The 17,539-nt window shown below is 54.3% G+C and carries 16 protein-coding genes; 6 read left to right on the forward strand and 10 right to left on the reverse strand.

The window, feature by feature from the left end; genetic code table 11:
* Positions 1-85 precede the first annotated feature (85 nt).
* On the forward strand, positions 86-958 hold the full coding sequence (locus KA369_10170) for a class I SAM-dependent methyltransferase (protein MBP7736324.1): 873 nt from the start codon (positions 86-88) through the stop codon (positions 956-958).
* Positions 959-1,101: 143 nt separating this feature from the next.
* Here KA369_10170 and KA369_10175 read toward each other — a convergent pair whose 3' ends face one another.
* The 6 genes from KA369_10175 to KA369_10200 all read right to left on the reverse strand — a co-directional run bounded on the left by KA369_10175 (position 1,102) and on the right by KA369_10200 (position 8,088).
* The gene (locus KA369_10175) at positions 1,102-2,664 is read right to left on the reverse strand and encodes an amidohydrolase family protein (GenBank protein MBP7736325.1); all 1,563 of its coding nucleotides are present in this window, start codon (positions 2,662-2,664) and stop codon (positions 1,102-1,104) included.
* A 211-nt stretch (positions 2,665-2,875) separates the two neighbouring features.
* Positions 2,876-3,406 (reverse strand): hypothetical protein, encoded by a 531-nt coding sequence (locus KA369_10180; GenBank protein MBP7736326.1) that lies wholly within the window; start codon positions 3,404-3,406, stop codon positions 2,876-2,878.
* 16 nt (positions 3,407-3,422) lie between these two features.
* Complete coding sequence (locus KA369_10185; protein ID MBP7736327.1) at positions 3,423-4,487, reverse strand: 4Fe-4S binding protein; 1,065 nt, start codon at positions 4,485-4,487, stop codon at positions 3,423-3,425.
* A gap of 20 nt (positions 4,488-4,507) precedes the next feature.
* Positions 4,508-5,131 carry a TetR/AcrR family transcriptional regulator gene (locus KA369_10190; protein ID MBP7736328.1) on the reverse strand — a complete coding sequence of 208 codons (624 nt, stop codon included), beginning with the start codon at positions 5,129-5,131 and terminating at the stop codon, positions 4,508-4,510.
* A 482-nt stretch (positions 5,132-5,613) separates the two neighbouring features.
* Positions 5,614-7,008, reverse strand: a complete 1,395-nt coding sequence (locus KA369_10195; GenBank protein MBP7736329.1) for a hypothetical protein — start codon at positions 7,006-7,008, stop codon at positions 5,614-5,616.
* A gap of 252 nt (positions 7,009-7,260) precedes the next feature.
* Positions 7,261-8,088 (reverse strand): phosphate ABC transporter substrate-binding protein, encoded by an 828-nt coding sequence (locus tag KA369_10200; GenBank protein ID MBP7736330.1) that lies wholly within the window; start codon positions 8,086-8,088, stop codon positions 7,261-7,263.
* Positions 8,089-8,541: 453 nt separating this feature from the next.
* Here KA369_10200 and KA369_10205 point away from each other — a divergent pair, with 453 nt between their 5' ends.
* From KA369_10205 to KA369_10220, 4 genes are read left to right on the forward strand one after another with little or no spacing between them, the layout of a single operon-like run.
* Positions 8,542-9,297 carry a phosphate ABC transporter ATP-binding protein gene (locus KA369_10205; GenBank protein MBP7736331.1) on the forward strand — a complete coding sequence of 252 codons (756 nt, stop codon included), beginning with the start codon at positions 8,542-8,544 and terminating at the stop codon, positions 9,295-9,297.
* 14 nt (positions 9,298-9,311) lie between these two features.
* Positions 9,312-9,968, forward strand: a complete 657-nt coding sequence (phoU, locus tag KA369_10210) for a phosphate signaling complex protein PhoU (protein ID MBP7736332.1) — start codon at positions 9,312-9,314, stop codon at positions 9,966-9,968.
* 33 nt (positions 9,969-10,001) lie between these two features.
* A complete protein-coding gene (locus KA369_10215) occupies positions 10,002-10,691 on the forward strand; it encodes a response regulator transcription factor (GenBank protein MBP7736333.1) in 690 nt (229 codons plus the stop codon).
* A 9-nt stretch (positions 10,692-10,700) separates the two neighbouring features.
* The gene (locus KA369_10220) at positions 10,701-12,437 is read left to right on the forward strand and encodes a HAMP domain-containing protein (GenBank protein MBP7736334.1); all 1,737 of its coding nucleotides are present in this window, start codon (positions 10,701-10,703) and stop codon (positions 12,435-12,437) included.
* Between the two features lie 65 nt (positions 12,438-12,502).
* Here KA369_10220 and KA369_10225 read toward each other — a convergent pair whose 3' ends face one another.
* Positions 12,503-13,507, reverse strand: coding sequence for an inorganic phosphate transporter (locus KA369_10225; protein MBP7736335.1), 1,005 nt, complete (start codon positions 13,505-13,507; stop codon positions 12,503-12,505).
* A complete protein-coding gene (locus KA369_10230; protein MBP7736336.1) occupies positions 13,504-14,130 on the reverse strand; it encodes a DUF47 domain-containing protein in 627 nt (208 codons plus the stop codon). The genes KA369_10225 and KA369_10230 overlap by 4 nt, the downstream gene beginning before the upstream one ends.
* A gap of 430 nt (positions 14,131-14,560) precedes the next feature.
* Between KA369_10230 and KA369_10235 the strand changes: the two genes are divergently transcribed.
* Positions 14,561-15,613, forward strand: coding sequence for an NAD(P)-binding protein (locus KA369_10235; GenBank protein ID MBP7736337.1), 1,053 nt, complete (start codon positions 14,561-14,563; stop codon positions 15,611-15,613).
* 1 nt (position 15,614) lies between these two features.
* Here KA369_10235 and pstA read toward each other — a convergent pair whose 3' ends face one another.
* Together pstA and pstC are read right to left on the reverse strand one after the other, a co-directional pair.
* Positions 15,615-16,481: a phosphate ABC transporter permease PstA gene (pstA, locus tag KA369_10240; GenBank protein ID MBP7736338.1), complete on the reverse strand. Its 867-nt coding sequence runs from the start codon at positions 16,479-16,481 to the stop codon at positions 15,615-15,617.
* 1 nt (position 16,482) lies between these two features.
* Complete coding sequence (gene pstC / locus KA369_10245; protein MBP7736339.1) at positions 16,483-17,358, reverse strand: phosphate ABC transporter permease subunit PstC; 876 nt, start codon at positions 17,356-17,358, stop codon at positions 16,483-16,485.
* Positions 17,359-17,539: the final 181 nt, after the last annotated feature.

The raw sequence follows: 17,539 nt of genomic DNA on the forward strand, positions 1-17,539 counted from the left end.
GGGTGATGCTTGTTTTTGATTGACATGATATCATCCATGATGTTGGTGATAATTCAAAATCTAAATAATCCGGGGTATGCCATCCATGAGCGCCGTCACGAAGGGAGGTCCGCTGGTGCGGTTTCTGATCACCAGGTTCGATTTCATCATACGCTTTGTTTACTGCAGGCTGAAATTTTACAAGGTCTTCAATTTTCTGCTTCCCTGGCTCTACAGCAGCAACTATGAATCGCTCAACAGCTATTTTGACATAATAGCCGGCGCGTTGAAAAAGAACAGGTTCAAGATCGAGGGCAAGAGGATCCTGGAGCTGGGGCCGGGGAACTCCTATATCAACGCCTTCAATTTTCTCCGGAACGGCGCCAGGGAGGTCATCCTCATCGATAAGTTTCCCCGCTATACCGATTCGGAGAGGCAGAAATCCTACATAAGAAACGAGATTGAGTTTTTCAAGACAAAGCGCCGGGTGAAGAAGTTCGACTACGTGGACGAAAGGACCTGCTGCCTCAACGAGAAGTGCGTCACCTTCATCGGCGGCGACCTGTGCGAATGCACCCTCGACCGGAAGGTTGATTTCATATATTCCATAGCGGTGCTCCATCACATAAAGGGCCTCGACCGGTACATCCGGAGGATGTCCGGGCTCCTCAATCCCGGCGGCATGATGTATCATGTCATCGACCTCAAGGACAAGTTCCATTTCTTCGGCAATCCCTTCCTGTTCTACAAGTATTCGGATTTCACCTGGGACCACCTTCTCACCGACGAGGCCGTGACCTACACCAACAGGGTTCGCTACAGGGAATATCTCGACATGTTCGAAGCGAACGGCCTCGAGCTGGTGTGGGAGAATACCATCTCCCATGAAATACCACGGATGAAGATCAATAAGAAATTCGCCGGCAGGGACGACCTCAATGTGGGAGACGCGCATTTCCTGGTCAGGAAAAAAAAGTGAATAGAAAGGGGCACGGGTCACTCCCGCTCACCCGCCAAAATAGTACGTCCTTGTACTATGGCGGGCGGGAACATCCTGTTCCCTGTTAGCGTGAGCAACCCGCGCTCCTTTTTGTAATTCAAGTTATTAATCAGTCGTAACCATTAACCCTTACGAGACGCGGCCGGCGACTGGTACATGATCCTTCCCCCCTTGATGACCGCGAGGGGCTCACGGCAGGCCCTGATATCCCGGAGCGGGTCCTTCCCGAGGAGCACCAGGTCGCCCAGCTTGCCGGTTGCGATTGATCCGATCCTGTCTTCCATCCTGAGGATCCTGGCGTTGTTCAGGGTGGCGCAGCGGAGGGCCTCAAGGTTGGAAAAGCCGATGCGGGTCAGCATTTCCATTTCGCGCCAGATGGTGCCGTGATATGAATAGCCGACCCCAGCGTCGGTGCCGCAGCCGATCAGGACCCCGGCCTGCTTCATTTTTGCGAGATTGGCCGGGCCGTATTTCAGGACGCCGAAATAGAGGTCCGACTTGGTGAGAAGTATCTTGCGCTGGTACAGCTCTTCGCAGGGATACTTCTTATAGCTTTTCAGCAGCTCCATGTTGAACCGGTGGAGCGACGGCTGCGCGTACCTGTCGTTGAAGTTGTAGAGAAAGTCCCTGCGATCCTTAAGCTCCTCGTCGATGTAGTCGCTGCGGAAATCGTCTGGGAGCTTATCGTATTGCTCCTCGTGGCAGAGGACCTGGGCCAGCTGCATGGTGGGGACGATGGAGAGCTTCTTCGCCGCCATCTGCCCGGCTTCCTTGTCTGTTATGGAGGCGTCGCCGATGGTGTGCTCCATGTTGATGCCGTACTCGATGGCCCGGTCGAAGCCGAACTTGCGGTGGATATGGGCCGTCACCGGCAGGTTGCGCTCCGCCGCCCAATCCTGGATGACCTTCAGGTGTTCCCCGGAGTAGGTGTCCAGCTTTTCCCTTCCGCACATGACGGAAACATTATCCATGGTGAGCTTTACGAAATCAGGCTTGCTTTCGTAATTCAGGGCGAGCTTCCGCTTCAAGTCGTTGATGTCGGTGAAGTGGCAGTTGGGATCGCCGGAGAAAGCCAGGACCATGGCGCCGAAGGCGCTCACGAAGCGGATATCTATGTCGGGATGGCTGTTTTTAATATTGATAAACCTGGTGCAGTGGTTTATCCGCGGGCCTGCGATGGACCCTTTTTTTATCTTATCGAGGTACTTGGGGAGAAGCTTCGGCGCGGACCCGGCGTCGCGCACCGTGGTAACCCCGGCGTGGATCTGCTGGACGTAGTTCCGGTCAATCTGGATGAGGATGTCGTTCAGGAGCCCCGCGTCCGCGCCGTTGATGCAGGGGAGCGTGGTGTGGCAGTGGGCGTCTATGAGGCCGGGGATGACGAATTTATTATCCCCGTCCATAACGCCGAAATCCGGCGAGGGAGGGTTCTTCGCCTCATCTATCCTGACGATTCTTTCATCAATGATGGTGATGCTCTGACCCCTTCTGATCTCGCCCTTCTCGACATCGACTATATTGCAATTCCTGATGAACAGGCCCTTCCTGGAATCTGACGCTGGAGGCTTCATTCCCTGGAGGGTGGAGCACCCGGTCTGGGAGCCGGCGATGGTGGCATAGGCCAGGGAGGCCGCCGACAGTTTCAGGAAATCCTTTCTGCTCATTGTTGTTTTATTGCCGCCCATGGAAACCCCCGAGGTCGTCATTGAGTATCGATCATTTCTGATCCAAAATATGAACCGATGGAGCTAATTATTGTCCAGATATAAATTGTTCTTTGACGGAATTTTTTGGTAGGAAGACGCGATAGTCGATCGCGTACACTGTATACACAATGCTTGAATCAGGGGCCGGATTATTTTACTCTGACACCCCGATGCAACAGGGCGCGTCATTTCAGCCGGGTAGGTTCACGATAATATCGCCATGGCAGTAACCCTTTTCATGCATCATGCAGGTGTCGGGATTCGGCTCAATGCGGTGTTCTATTCCCAAAGCATCGAGCCAGCAGCCAATCCTGTAGATGACACCGCAGGAGTAGCGGTCAATGCAGCCGGCCAGTTTTATTCCCTTGTAGGCAAAGCACTCTCCGGGCTCCCATTCCCACCTGAAAATGTTTGGAGGCAGCATCGTGGCATGGTAGTGCTTTAATATGGAAGCCGGCAGGACCATGTCCAATGCCCTGATCATGAAATCCGCAAGGTCCGGAAAGGCGCCGAGATCCTGGGGCGTTATGCCCAGTATGGCCATGGTCCTCTGCATCTCCATTGACGCCATGGAGCGGATGGCTGCCCGGTTCAGTGCATTGGCTGTTTCGATTCCCAGGGTGTTCAGGGCGTTGAAAAACCACATGCCGTCATGGGTGAGCCATCCCTTGGCGAGATAATCCCGGATGCGGTACGGTGAAAGGTGCTGTAAAGAATCCATGATAAACCTCCGCGATTTACATCTTGCCGCGCTCTTTTGCGATCTTCACATAGGTGGTCATGAAATTCTCGGAGGGCACATAGAGCGAATCATCCGGTTTCTTTTCGAGCCTCACCGCCCCCGAGGGACAGCCGGTGGCGCAGTTTCCGCAGCCTATGCAGCGCCTGTGATCGATGGTCGCGGTCCCGTCGGCCATGGCGATGGCGTCCATCTGGCACCGGTCAACGCAGGCCTCGCACCCTGAGCAGGAGGAGCCGTCCACCGCGGCGCGATAATTGCTTCGCGCCGCCTCCGCCGGGTTCGGCTGCATTTTCAGGGAGCGGAGCAGGCCGCAGCAGTCGCCGCAGCACATGCAGAAGCCCCCGCCCTTTTGGGTGTTGGCCATCTGGATCACCAGGGGCGCGGCGTCGAGGTTCTTCTTCACGAGGGCCTTCGCTTCGTCCGGGCCCAAGTACCGTCCCATGCCGTTTTCGACGTAGAAATCGGCCTGGGTGCCGAAGGAGAAGCAGGCCTCGAGGGGCATATCGCACCCCTTGCCGAGGAGACCGCTCGCCTTGCGGCAGAAACATTCCGCGACCATGATCGTCTTCTGCTCGCCGAGGATCTTCATGACATCATCGTAGGGGGCGATGGAGGCCCCGGCGGCCACGTCCCTGTCGACCGGCACCGATCGCATCAGGGGGGTCGCGGTGGCGGTGATCGATCGGCCGAAACCTCCCTCGTAGTTGGCTTCCATCTCCCGGGCGAGGTCCTTGTCCAGGTGACCCACCTGGAACTCCATGATGCCGATGATGAAGGGAATGGCGCCGTATTTCACGGAATCGGGCCGGCGCAGCCGGAACAGGAGGCCACGCTTCGCCATGTCTTCCATGTGGCCGGCCAGCTCCTCCTCGCCGCGGCCAAGTCTTTTCGCTGCGTCCGCCGGCGTCTCCAGCATCGGGGTCATCTGGAGAAAGAGCGAGGCGTCTTTCTCCGTAAAGAGCCGCCTGAGGATCGCCATATCGCCCCTGTTCTCTGTCCTGGGGAACCCGGTCGACATGGCGTCGAGACGCTCCCGCAATTGTTCATATACATCGCCCATGACCCGCCTCCTTTGATTTTTTATATAGTATTCTGTTCCGACGTCGTCGCCAGTGCGCGCCAGACCGCGTCGGCGATCAGCTCAATGGCTTTTTCCAGGGGAGTTGCAGCCTGCCCTGAAAGGTGGACCCTGGAATATTCCTGGCAGGGACCCATCATGATGGCCGGGTACAGGTCCGGCGTGAGGCGCCGGATCGTTCCCGCCTCGATATGCTTTTTGAACCAGGACGATACTTCCTTGTAAAATCCCTCGTTCAATTTCGCAAACTCATCCTCCGTGTCGCCCATGAAATCGGCATGGCGCTTCTGGAAGAGATAGCGGGCCCATTCCCGGTTTTTATCGACCCAATGCAAATGGTAACTGATGATGGCGGTCACACCGTTCCGCGCCCCTGTCTCCGATTGAAGGGCCTTGATGTAACCCTGCTGGTAATCCCTGATCCCTTCGATATAGACGGCCGCAGCGAGCTGCTCCTTGGACTTGAAATGGTGGTAGAGGCTCCCGACGCTCATGCCGGACCGGGCGCACACGTCGCTGATGCTTGTCTCGGTGAAGCCCTTTTCTGAAAAGCAGGCGAGGGCTCCATGGATAACTTTGAGTTTACGTCCCGGAGACGCGGAATGTTTAGATTTGAGTTTTTTCATGGGTTAACTGTTAAATCTTAAATTAGAATTATATTTTAGAATAATATTCTAATATGTCAACAATAAAATAGTAGGGGGTCAGAGTAATGTGGATTGGCGATGTTGATTATTTAAACAAAAATATTTAAATGTATAATTATTTGTGGTGAAAATTTTACCGATTGTTATCGGTGGATAGAATTATTTTTAATTGGCGCAGTTTATTTTCCCCTGCAACCGATAACTATCGGAATCAATCGTGGGGTCAGAGCAACCAGGGACGATAACAATCGTTAAAAGCCCGTCAAAATTACTATCTGCTCTGACTCCACAGTGGCTCACCTACCGGTAACAACCGCCTATCAGCCGATAACTATCGGAAAAATACAAAGCCCATGGCATTAAGTTGCGCCATGGGCTCGTAAATGCAGCATTTAGCAGTTTGCTGAAAAACAGCAAACCACCATTGAAAAACTCCAGGGAAGGAGTTTTTCAGGTAACAGTTAGAAGGATATTTCCGCTTTTACATAAACCCGCTTCGTATCCTTGGGGTCCTTGGCCGGGACAAAGGCATAGGTGCTGGCGCCGTTGAATACCGCATTGAACCAGTTAGTGCCGGCAGATTGCGTTTCCAGGTACCGGAGCTCCCGGGGTTTCCTTACGATATATCTCTGGAGCTCGCCGCCAAGAAGGATGCGGACATTTTGGTTGAACTTCCATCCGATCCCCAGCGCATAGAGAAGGGAAACCCTTTCCTTATGGTATTCGGTGTCGGTGTAGGCTTTCTGGGTTGTTTTCCTCTGGAGTCCATAGACAAAGCGGCCAGTGACAAGCAGCGGGGCTTCGGGAACCACTGCGCCGAGGTTGAAGTTGAAAAATGTGTCTATGATCATGTATCCCCGTCTCAGCTTCGGGTAAAAATAAAGCTCTGCGCCGTTCCATTTATAGGCCGAATTGAATTTCGACGCCAGGCCCACGGTGGTGATATAGGGAAAGGAATGGGTCGCGCCGATCTTGATCAGGTCTGTCGAATAGATGATGCCATAGCCGTAGTATTCGCGCTTCGCCTTTTTGCCGGTGTAGTCGTATTTGTCAGTGATCTCATTCCTGCCGAATCCGAGGAGGTAGAGGTCCTTGACCGGGCTCACCTGGGCGATGTAGGTGGCGGCCTTGTACGAGTTCGACTCGTCTTTTTTAAATCCGCCGCCGTTGGTAAAGGAGCCTGACAGGGTCAGGTATTTCTTCACGCCGAAGGAGGCCTTGATGCCCAGGTCGGCGGAGTTGTCCAGTGACTGGCCGATAACGTTTTTCGATTGGTCGATGTAGTTCTGGCTGATCCAGCGGTAATCGCTGATCTTATCAATAAGGCTTATGGTCGGGGTCTCTAAAAGGCCGCCGGTAGCGCCTATCCATACCGGGCCGAAATCCTTTTTAGCTTCGATATAGGCGTATTTCAGGAAAATGTGGAACGCGGCGTTGGTGTCGGCCGCCGGCGTTACCTGGCCGTCCACGTCCGTTGTCAGCCGGGCGGTCAGGATATCGTTGATCTTGTACCTGATATCGAGGTAGGCGCGGTTGATTCTGAATGAGTTGTTGTTCTTCTCCTGGTAGGAGCTCGGGTCCTTTTTCGCTAGTCCCACCTTGTCGAAGGTGGAGGGGTCCTTGTGGCCCCACTGGCTGATCCAGTCCATGTAGATCTTTACCCCGATATCGAGGCGGCGGTAGATGTCCTTGATGGCTTCGAGGGCCTTGTCGTCGCTTTTCCTGTCTCCCTTCTTTTCTTCCACGGCGGCTTTCTTGTCGTCGTCTTTTTTTTCCTGCTTCTCCTGTGAAAATACAGCGCTGCTGCTCAGGACAATGACGGTCCCTATGATTAGTGACAGTATTTTATTACTCATATAATCCTCCACGTAAGTGTTTAATATGTGATGCGGGGAATAAATATCCCGGCATTATGTGAACTTTCAAGTTCACAGGAAATATAGACACTGATTCATGAAGAAAAAATTATGGTCCTGTAAATAAATTGTGAAATAGAGGTGAATGGATAAACTGGCGCTGTGTAATAATAATTTTTATTTTGAATATAATGAAAAAAAACCGGATCGGCATCAGGACGACCCGGTTTTTTGATTTTTTGGGGTATTTATTTACAGGGGAATGTATCCGGCTTCTTTTACCAGGGCCTGGCCTGCGGCGCCCATCAGGTAATCGATGAATCTTTTCGCGTTATTCGATAGCTTGTTTTCGTTGATATACATGTACAGTTTCCGTGATACAGGGAATTTGCCCGATTTGCCGTTTTCTATGGTGACGTCGACGCCGTTGACGGTGACGCCCTTGACCGTGTCGTTGATATAGCCGAAACCGACATAGCCGATCGCCTTGGCGTTGCCGGCGACGGTCGTCACGATGGCGCCATTGGAGGCCTGCAGGAGCGCGTCGCCCCGAACATCGGTCTTCTTCATGACCTTTTCATGCCAGATCTCATAGGTGCCGGAGCTGGTATCGCGGGAAATGACGACGATGTTCTCATCCTTGCCGCCCAGCTCCTTCCAGTTCTTGATCGAGCCGTCATAGATGGCTTTGAGCTGGTCCATGGTAAGGTTTTTTACCGGGTTCGACGGGTGCACGATGGGCACGATCATGTCATAGGCTATGAGAATTTCTTTGACCTGGATCTCTTTCTTCTTTGCGGATTCCTTTTCTTCAGCCTTCATTTCGCGGGATGAGTTGGCGATATCGCAGCCGCCGTCGACGAGGGCCTTGATGCCGTTCCCGGATCCGCTTCCCTCGACGAAGACGTTGATGCCTTCCGCTTTTTTAAAGGCTTCCGCCGCCTTCTGCGTTATGGGCAGGACGGTGGTTGATCCTTTGACCACGACGCGGTTTCCCTTGTCCTTCTTGCAGGAAACGAATGTGACGGTCATGGCTGCCGAAAGCAGGGCGGCACAGGCCATTAATAATATTTTCTTCATTTAATAATCCTCCTGGATATGTATTGAATTAATAAGATTGTATGGCTTCAATTTAAAGAAAATATGAAGAACTTATGAATATGATGTTAATTATATGTTACATAATAATGAGATTATGATGCCGCCTCCAGGAACATAAAGCCGCGTTATATTTAACAGATTATCGCCTGCATGATTTTACCGGGCTGTTTCAGCCCTGATGATGGCAGGACCTATTCCTGGACGCCATGATATTAACAAAATCTTTACAATAATGTTATATTTCTTTAACAGATAATAGGAATTATAGTAATGATGAAAATTGATGCCAAGTTGATTGCGGAGAGGCGTTTACCTCATCGGCCCGGGACCCTGTGAAAGCGACGGATGTCGCATTGCCGGTGAAAAACGAAACGAAATTCTTGATAATTCCTATTTTTTAAGGGACCCAGATATTATAAGCAGGCATATGACATGACGGTAAAAATAACCACGTCAAATCTTACGTTTTATTATGGAAGCGTTCCGGCGATCAAAAACGTTTCCCTGACCGTTAAGAGCAATACGGTGCTCGCCCTCATAGGGCCGTCCGGATGCGGAAAATCGACCTTTCTGCGCTGCATAAACCGCATGAACGATATCATACCGAACACCAGGGTCGAGGGGGACCTGAGCATCGACGGCGATTCGATATTTCACCCGAAGTATAACGTGACCGCCCTGCGCCGCAGGGTCGGCATGGTGTTCCAGAAGTCCAACCCCTTTCCGAAATCCATTTTTGAAAATATCGCCTATGGCCTCAGGATCAACGGCATCAGGGACAAATACGAGATCGAGAGCATAGTGGAGAAATCCCTTAAAAGCACCGCCCTCTGGGACGAGGTCAAGGACCGCCTGGACGAGTCGGCCCTGGGCCTGTCCGGCGGCCAGCAGCAGCGGCTCTGCATTGCCCGCACCATAGCGGTCCAGCCGGAAGTGATACTCATGGACGAGCCGGCGTCGGCCCTGGATCCCATATCCACGCAGAAGATCGAGGAATTGATACAGGACCTCAAAAAGAACTACACCATCATCATCGTAACGCACAATATGCAGCAGGCGGCGCGGGTGAGCGATGAAACGGCCTTTTTCTACCTGGGAGACCTGATAGAAATTAATTCGACCGAGAAGATATTTACCAAGCCGGACATAGAAATGACTGAAAATTATATCACCGGGAAGTTCGGATAATAAGGGGGGAGTCGATGACCACGCATCTTGAGCAGGAGCTCGAAACAATAAAATCAAAGGTGTTCGAAATGGCCGACCTGGCCATCGAATCCATAGCGAAATCCGTGCGGGCCATGAAGGAATCCGACGCGCGGCTGGCCGAGCAGGTCCTGCGGGACGATTCGCTGCTCGACAACCTGGAGGTCGAGATCGACAACGAGTGCATCAAGGTGCTCGTCACGCGACAGCCCGCGGCCGTTCACCTGAGGTTCGTCCTGGCGATGCTGAAGATCAACACGGACCTGGAGCGCATCGGCGACCTCGCCACCAATATCGCCAACGAGGCCATAAGCCTCCACGGCCGCCCGACGCTGAAGCCCCTGGTGGACATTCCGCGCATGGCCGAGATAGCGATCGCTATGCTCCGCGACGTCTTCACAGCCATTACGGATCGCAATGCCGACAAGGCGAGGGAAGTCATCGCCCGTGACCGCGATATAGACACGCTGAACATGCAGGTGTACCGTGAGCTCTTCACCTACATGGCGGAGAACGCCCACAGCATATCCCAGGCGCTGGGGCTCATCATGGTGTCGAAGGCGCTGGAGCGTATCGGGGACCATGTCACCAATGTCGCGGAACGCTCCATATATTATATTGAAGGGGTTGACATCAGGCACGCCGACGAGTAAAATAGACGCGTTATAATAGTGCCGGGGTGTATGATGCAAAAAAAAATTTTTGTCATCGACGATGAAAGGGACATACAGGATATCGTTAAGATAAACCTCCGCGCCGAGGGGTATGACGTTTTCTGCCACTCCTCCGCCGAGGAGGCCCTGAAGGCCCTGGAGACCGATGTCCCGGACCTGTTCATTCTTGATATCATGATGCCCGGCATCGACGGGTTCGAATTCTGCCGGAGGGTCCGCGCCGCGACGCAATACAGGCATATCCCGATCATTTTTCTTTCCGCACGGTCCGATGAGATCGACAGGGTCCTCGGCCTCGAGCTGGGCGGGGACGACTACATGACCAAGCCCTTCAGCGTTAAGGAGCTCAAGTCGCGGGTGAAGGCCATGTTCAGGCGCCTGGCGCGGGTGGAAAACGGGGCCCCCGCCTCGTGCTCCCTCGTCCACGAGGGGATTGAGCTGAATCCGGACCATTACAGCCTGACCGTGGACGGGAACGGCGTCGACCTGACCAAAACGGAATTCGAGATCCTCCGGCTCCTCCTGGCCAATCCCGGCAAGATCTTCACGCGGGACAATATCATCGACAGCATCAAGGGCCAGGACGTGTACGTCATCGACCGGACCATCGATGTCCATGTCATGAATCTCCGTAAAAAGCTGGGGCCGTACAAGAACGTCATAAAGACGTTCTCCGGCGTCGGCTACGGATTTAAGAAATAAAGGAACGCCATGCTGAAGAAAAAGATCGGGAACCGCATCATCGTTTCGTATATAGTCCTGATAACGACGCTCATCATCGTGCTGCTTTTTCTCATCATAGATCATATAAGGGACTACCATCATTCTGTCCTCAAGCGGGAAATGACGGAGAAGATCAACTTCATCGAGCTGGAGATCCGCAACGCCCCGCAGCGGTACCTGGCCGGGACCGTGACCGACAGGGAATCTCGCGTTCGGGAGCTGTCTTCCATCGTCAATCTGCGCATAACGCTGGTGGATTTCTCCGGCAGGGTCCTCGCCGATTCGGAATACACCCATGTGGATGAGATGGACAACCACCGTTACCGCGTCGAGATCAAGGACGCCATTTCCCGCGGGTCCGGCGAAAGCATCAGGTACAGCGGCACATTGAAGACGGACATGCTCTACATCGCCAAGAAGTCCGACATGGAAATCATCAGGCTCGCCAAGCCCCTGCGGGAGGTCGACGAGAGCATAGCGTTGCTCAGGGGATACATCCTCATGGTCGGCGCCGCGGCCCTCTTCCTCTCCTCGATCATCGTCGTTATCGTTTCCCGGCGGATCACCAGGCCGATCAACGAAACCGTGCGGTTCGCCCGCGATTTTTCAAACGGCGAATTCGGGCGGAGGATCCCCAATTACAGCGACGACGAGATCGGAACGCTCCAGAAGGCGCTCAACCGCCTGGCCGACACCGTCGTTGAAAAGATCGACTCGCTGCTTTTTGAGCAGAACAAGCTGGAGACGACGATCGAAAGCATCAACGACGGCATCGCCGTGGTCGGCAGGGACAAGAGCATACTTATCGCGAACCGCGCCTTCAAGTCCCTGCTTGATATAGAATCGGCGGTCGTGGGGAAGCTTTTTTTCGAGGCCATACGGAACCGGGCATTGAACACCAGGATAGAGCAGGCCCACGCGACCAACATGCCGGCGATGTTCGAGGAAACGTTCCTGAACGGGCGGCACTGCGACGTCTTCATCAATCCCATTTCCGGCGAGCAAAACGCGGGGGGCATACTCATCGTACTCCACGACACCACCGAGAGGAAAAAGGTCGAACAGATGAAGACCGACCTGGTGGGCAACATGTCCCACGAGCTCAAGACACCCATCGCGATCCTGAAGGGATATCTTGAGACCATGGAGCCGCACCTGTCCGATCCGGTTATGGCGAAGGAGCTGCTGCACAAGGCCCTGGCGAACGTCGATCGTCAGAGCTCCCTTATAAACGACATATTGAAGCTAAACCGTCTTGAAACATCGATGGAGTTCGCGGCCGAGTACGTCGACGTGCGCGAAATAATACGCAGCAGCATCGATATACTTATCCCCAAGGCCCAGAAGAAGAACATTTCAATTACGTTCAATACGGACGGGCAGAACGCCCGGGTGCAGGGGAATAAGTTCCTTGCCGAGGAGATTCTCTTCAACATCATCGATAATGCCGTCAATTACAATACGGAAGGCGGATCCATAGCCGTCGACATGGAAAAAAACGGCAGCCGGCTGACTGTCGCGATCGTTGATACCGGAGTCGGCATCCCCGAAGACTCGATAGACCGCATATTTGAACGTTTTTATCGTGTCGATAAAAGCAGGTCCCGGGCCACCGGCGGCACGGGCCTGGGGCTTTCCATCGTGAAGCACGCGGCTGAGATACTGGGATGGAATATCAAGGTCACATCCTCATCGTCCGGGACGAAGTTCATCATAGAAATTTAAACGCGGGCGTTTCCCGCCGGCAGGAAAACAGGGCGTCCCATGAACGGCGTGGAGGCCCTGCCTCGTCATGAAACAATGAAATAGGTGATGGCCGATATGACCGCGGCGCACGGTATGGTGAGTATCCAGGCCCATACGATCTGGCCGGCGACGCCCCATCGAACGGCTGCCAGGCTTCTCATCGCGCCGACGCCCATGATGGATCCGGTGATGGTGTGGGTCGTGCTGACCGGCACGCCGAGGAACGTGGAAAAGTAAAGGGTCGCGGCGGCGGCGCTCTCCGCGCAAAAGCCGTCGACGGGCCTCAGCTTGGCGACTTTCTGGCCCATGGTCTTTACGATGCGCCAGCCCCCGAACATTGTGCCCATCGATATGGCTCCCTGGCAGGAAAGGACCACCCAGAGTGGGATGGCGTCCTGCATCTGCTGGCCCGGGGCGAGGGTTATCGAACCCGTGCTGATCAAAAGGCCGGCTATGATACCCATGGTCTTCTGGGCGTCGTTGCCCCCGTGTCCCAGGCTGTAGAGGGCCGCCGATACGAGCTGTCCCTTGCGGAAATATTTGTCGACCTGGGTCGGCGCGCTTTTCCTGAAGAGGCGATATACGATGGTGCCGAAGACCAGTCCGAGAAAAAGACCCAGCAGGGGAGAGATAAATATGAAGGCGATGGTTTTGAGTATGCCGGACCAGACGAGGCCCTTGAGTCCCGCCTTGACAACGGCCGCCCCGATAAGCCCGCCCATAAGGGCGTGGGACGAGCTGGTCGGAAGCCCGAAATACCAGGTGATGACATCCCAGAGGCAGGCGGCCACAAGGGTGGCCAGGATAAGGTCCTTGTCCATTATGGAAATGTCGATGATTCCCTTGCCAATGGTGCCCGCCACGTGGAGGCCGAAGAAAAGAAAGGCGATGAAGTTGAAAAAGGCTGCCCACGCCACGGCATAGCGGGGGGAAAGAACGCGCGTAGATACGACCGTGGCTATCGAATTGGCGGCGTCATGGAATCCATTGAGAAAATCGAAGAGGAGCGCCAGCAGTATGAGGAAGAGAACATAATAGTCCATCGTCATCCCTGCTTGACCAGTATCGATTCCATCAGGTTGGCGATGTCCTCGCATATATCAAGGACAGTTTCGACGCTCTCGAATATTTCCTTCCATTTAATGATCTTTATCGGGTCCTTTGTCTTGTCGAAGAGCTTGAGGATTATGGCGTCCCTGAGCTGGTCGCCCATGTTCTCGATCTGGTTGACCTCTATGCAGGCGTCGTATATGTCCTTCGGATTCTTGTGGTTCCGCATTGCCTTGATGCCCCGGCTGAGGGCCGATACCGACTGAACGATCAGGTCCGAGAACTGGATCAGGTCGTTGTTCACGACCGCAAGCTTGTACAGGCGCAGGCGTTTCGACGTGGTGTAGAGCATGTCCACGACGTTGTCCAGCTCATGAGCCAGGGAGTGTATATCCTCGCGGTCAAAGGGGGTGATGAAGGTGCGGTTCAGCTTGTCGATAATATCGTGGGTGATGGAATCGCATTCATGTTCGAAATCGCGCATCATCGTTATGCCTTCATCATCCCACTTACCCGAGGCAGCCAGGTCTCTGAAGGCGCTGGCAGCCAGGGAAATCTTGTCCGCCTGCTGGTCAAACATGTCGAAAAACTTCACTTCCTGCGGGATAAAACGAAATGCCATGTAGATGTCTCCTTTCGGAAAGCAGAATTGTATTCAGGGAAACACGAAAACAATCAGACAGATGATTTAGCGGGGATACTGAACCCCTTATCTGATGCCGTGGAATTATATAAATTAATAGGTCCATTTCGTCAATATTAATGTTTATAATTCTGAATTAATATGTCGGATTAAAAAAATATACAAAAATCAATTCTGTGTATATTCGTTGGTAGATTACCATCAGAAATAATTGATTTTAAAATTTGCTGACCCCCCTGTCCCCCTGAGGGGGCACGAAGGAAATATTACATGAATATATGTAAAAAAATAATGATTGAAAGCTATATTTAACTTATATATAGCTATATCTGTATACTGATCGTAAAAATCATCTATAAAAGATTATGACGCATGCCCCCTCAGGGGGACAGGGGGTCTACGTTTAATTATGAAGAAAACCAGGCACATTCACATAATCGGGGCGGGCCTGGCCGGCATGACGGCGGGGATATCCCTGGCCCGGGAAGGATTCCGGGTCACGATTTCCGACGCGCAAAAGAAGATCGGCGGCTCTCCCATGCTCCACCCCTCTGTTCACACCACTCCGGCGCAGCTCCCGGAGCTGTGCCGGTTCACCGGCATCGATTTTACCGGCGCCTTCGCGCCCTGCGATCCCTACCCGGTTTTTTACAACAAGACACGGCGCCTCACTTTTCCTTCCTACGTGAAATACAACAGGGCCTTCTGTATCGAGCGGGGACCCCGGCCCACGTCCATCGACAATTTCCTGTATCACATCGCCGTCAGGGAAGGAGTGAAGTTCGAATTCGGCGGAAAAGCCGATTTCAAATCCCGCCGGCCCGGAACCATCGTGGCCACGGGCCTTGACGCGGCCGGCTACGGGGCCTTCGGTGTCCCCTGCCGGACGGTCTATGGGGCCTGGTCGGCGCGGGAGACCGGCGACCGGTCCGCTACCGGCAGCATCTACATGGGGCCCTTTTCCACCGATTACGGGTACACGGCCCGGGTCCACGGCCTCGACTACAATCTCCTCTTCTCGCGGAAGCCATTGACCGACGGCGACCTGGACGCCTACCGGGCCGTTCTCGCGAAAATAGGCGTTACCGGTTATCCCGAGCCGTGGCGGTCCGTGACCATGGCGGTGCCGGCGGCGGTGCGCCTTTTCGCCGGGGACGTGATCCTCGCCGGGACATTATCCGGCATGATCGAGCCTTTCTGGGGTTACGGCATCGTGGGCGCCATCATCTCCGGGCGCCTCGCCGCCAAGGCGGCGGTGGACAGGAACGCCGCAGAATGGGAATTCAATCTCTTCAACAAGGGCTTCGATAAGAAATTTGCGCGGCGGGAAAAGTTCTCCTCCTATTCGTCGCCGGTACGGTCTATCCTGACCGACTTCGGCCTCGCCGCGGCGCGGCTGCAGTGCCTCTTCGACAAAGAGCTCGCGTCCAACCCGCGGGAGCCCCTCCGGTGGTTCCGCTGATTTATCCCTTCAGGCGCTTCCGGAAGCGGTAGCGCGTCACCAGGCCGATCGAATTGAGAAGAAGCACGAGGACGATGAGGATGATGGCGGTCCCGTACTGGAGGTGCCGCGTCTCCTGGATGTGCGTCCCGGCGGTGGCCATCACGTAGATGTGGTAGGGGAGGGCCATCACTTCGCTGAAAATGCTGTTGGGGAGGTCCGGCGCGTAGTAGGATGCGGCGGTGAACATGATGGGCGCCGTCTCCCCGGCGGCGCGGCCCAGGGAGAGCATCACGCCGGTGAGAATGCCCGGCAGGGCGTTGGGAAGCACGATCCTGAAAATGGTCTGGAGCCGCGTCGCCCCCAGTGAGAGGGACGCCTCGCGGTAGGTCATGGGCACCGTCATGAGCGCCTCCTCGGTGGAGCGGATGATCACCGGCAGGTTCAGCACGCCCAGGGTGAGGGACCCGGCGATGATGGAGGTGCCGAAGTCGAGGAAGACCACGAAAAGGGCGAGGCCGAAGAGGCCGAATACCACGGAGGGCACGCCGGCCAGGTTGCTCACGCCGAGGCGGATGATCTTCACCAGGGCGGGCTTTTTCGCGTATTCGGTCAGGTAGATGGCGGTGATGATTCCGATGGGGATCGACACCAGGGCCGAGCCGATCATCAGGTACAAGGTGCCGAGGATGGCCGGGAAAATTCCGCCCCGGGTCATTTCGCTCATGGGCATCTCGGATATGAATTCCCACGATATGGCGGTGTAGCCCTTCATGATGATGTAGCCGACCATGAACAGGAGCGCCCCCAGCACCATGAAGGACATTACCCGGATGACTGTGAACATCGTTCTTTCGATCGCTTCGGATCTGGATTGACGTGAAAACATCTCAGTTCCCCTTGAATTTGTACTTGCTGGAGAGATAATCCGCGATCAAATTGAAGATGAACGTGATTATAAAGAGCATGATGCCGATGGCGAAGAGGGCGTGGTAATGGCTCCCGCCCACGGGCGCCTCGGCCATCTCGGCCGCTATGTTCGATGTGAGGGGCCGGACCGGATCGAAGATGGATCCCGGTAGGACCGCCGCGCCCCCGGCGACCATCAGCACCACCATGGTTTCGCCGATGACGCGGGATATGCCCAGGATGACGGCGGTCCATATCCCGGACAGGGCCGCCGGCACGGTGATGTGGAAGATCGTCTCCCAGCGGTTCGCTCCCAGGGCGTAGGACGCCTCCTTGAGGGACACCGGCACCGACGATATGGCGTCCTCGGATATGCTCGCGATGGTGGGAATCGCCATGAAGGCGAGCATCAGGGAAGCGTTAAAGAGGTTAAGGCCCGTATCGATGTGGAAATATCGCTGCAGAAAGGGCGCCACCACCACCATGCCGAAGAAGCCGATGATGACGGATGGAATGGACGCGATGACCTCCACCGCTGGTTTCACGACCTCGCGCACCCGGGGGGACGCCAGCTCCGACAGGTACACGGCGATGGCCAGGGAAAGGGGAACCGCGAAGACCGAGGCCAGCAGGGTAACCGCCACCGATGCGGCGATGAGGGGCATGATGCCGAAGCGGGGATTGACGCTGGTCGGGTACCACTGGGTGCCTAAGAGAAAATCCCCGATTCCGACGTCCTTCAGCACCGGAAGTCCCTCTGAAAAGAGGAAGATCATTATGAGGAGCAGGACAAAGAGGCACGACAGCCCAATTATCATGAAAAACTTTTCGAATATTTTTTCCGCAACGAGGCTCATGGCGTTGTTGTCTTTTTTTTTCTTTTTTTCTGTCATAGGCGCGGACGCATATTGATATTGGACATTTGGGGTTTCCATCATTGTTAAGATGAGCCAGATTTGTTAAGAAATTATAAAGGGATTATCAATAAAAAGTTAAAAAAAGGCGGCCTCTGTCGGCGTATTCCTCATAGACCCGGCT

The sequence above is a fragment of the Spirochaetota bacterium genome, from assembly GCA_017999915.1.
Lineage (GTDB): Bacteria > Spirochaetota > UBA4802 > UBA4802 > UBA5550 > RBG-16-49-21.

Coding starts and splice junctions, on each gene's coding strand:
- KA369_10215 (MBP7736333.1), top strand. CDS start 10,002: ATGCAAAAAAAAATTTTTGTCATCGACGATGAAAGGGACATACAGGAT.
- KA369_10175 (MBP7736325.1), bottom strand. CDS start 2,664: ATGGGCGGCAATAAAACAACAATGAGCAGAAAGGATTTCCTGAAACTG.
- KA369_10180 (MBP7736326.1), bottom strand. CDS start 3,406: ATGGATTCTTTACAGCACCTTTCACCGTACCGCATCCGGGATTATCTC.
- KA369_10185 (MBP7736327.1), bottom strand. CDS start 4,487: ATGGGCGATGTATATGAACAATTGCGGGAGCGTCTCGACGCCATGTCG.
- phoU (MBP7736332.1), top strand. CDS start 9,312: ATGACCACGCATCTTGAGCAGGAGCTCGAAACAATAAAATCAAAGGTG.
- KA369_10205 (MBP7736331.1), top strand. CDS start 8,542: ATGACGGTAAAAATAACCACGTCAAATCTTACGTTTTATTATGGAAGC.
- KA369_10200 (MBP7736330.1), bottom strand. CDS start 8,088: ATGAAGAAAATATTATTAATGGCCTGTGCCGCCCTGCTTTCGGCAGCC.
- KA369_10230 (MBP7736336.1), bottom strand. CDS start 14,130: ATGGCATTTCGTTTTATCCCGCAGGAAGTGAAGTTTTTCGACATGTTT.
- KA369_10235 (MBP7736337.1), top strand. CDS start 14,561: ATGAAGAAAACCAGGCACATTCACATAATCGGGGCGGGCCTGGCCGGC.
- KA369_10195 (MBP7736329.1), bottom strand. CDS start 7,008: ATGAGTAATAAAATACTGTCACTAATCATAGGGACCGTCATTGTCCTG.
- pstC (MBP7736339.1), bottom strand. CDS start 17,358: ATGAGCCTCGTTGCGGAAAAAATATTCGAAAAGTTTTTCATGATAATT.
- KA369_10170 (MBP7736324.1), top strand. CDS start 86: ATGAGCGCCGTCACGAAGGGAGGTCCGCTGGTGCGGTTTCTGATCACC.
- KA369_10220 (MBP7736334.1), top strand. CDS start 10,701: ATGCTGAAGAAAAAGATCGGGAACCGCATCATCGTTTCGTATATAGTC.
- pstA (MBP7736338.1), bottom strand. CDS start 16,481: ATGTTTTCACGTCAATCCAGATCCGAAGCGATCGAAAGAACGATGTTC.
- KA369_10190 (MBP7736328.1), bottom strand. CDS start 5,131: ATGAAAAAACTCAAATCTAAACATTCCGCGTCTCCGGGACGTAAACTC.
- KA369_10225 (MBP7736335.1), bottom strand. CDS start 13,507: ATGACGATGGACTATTATGTTCTCTTCCTCATACTGCTGGCGCTCCTC.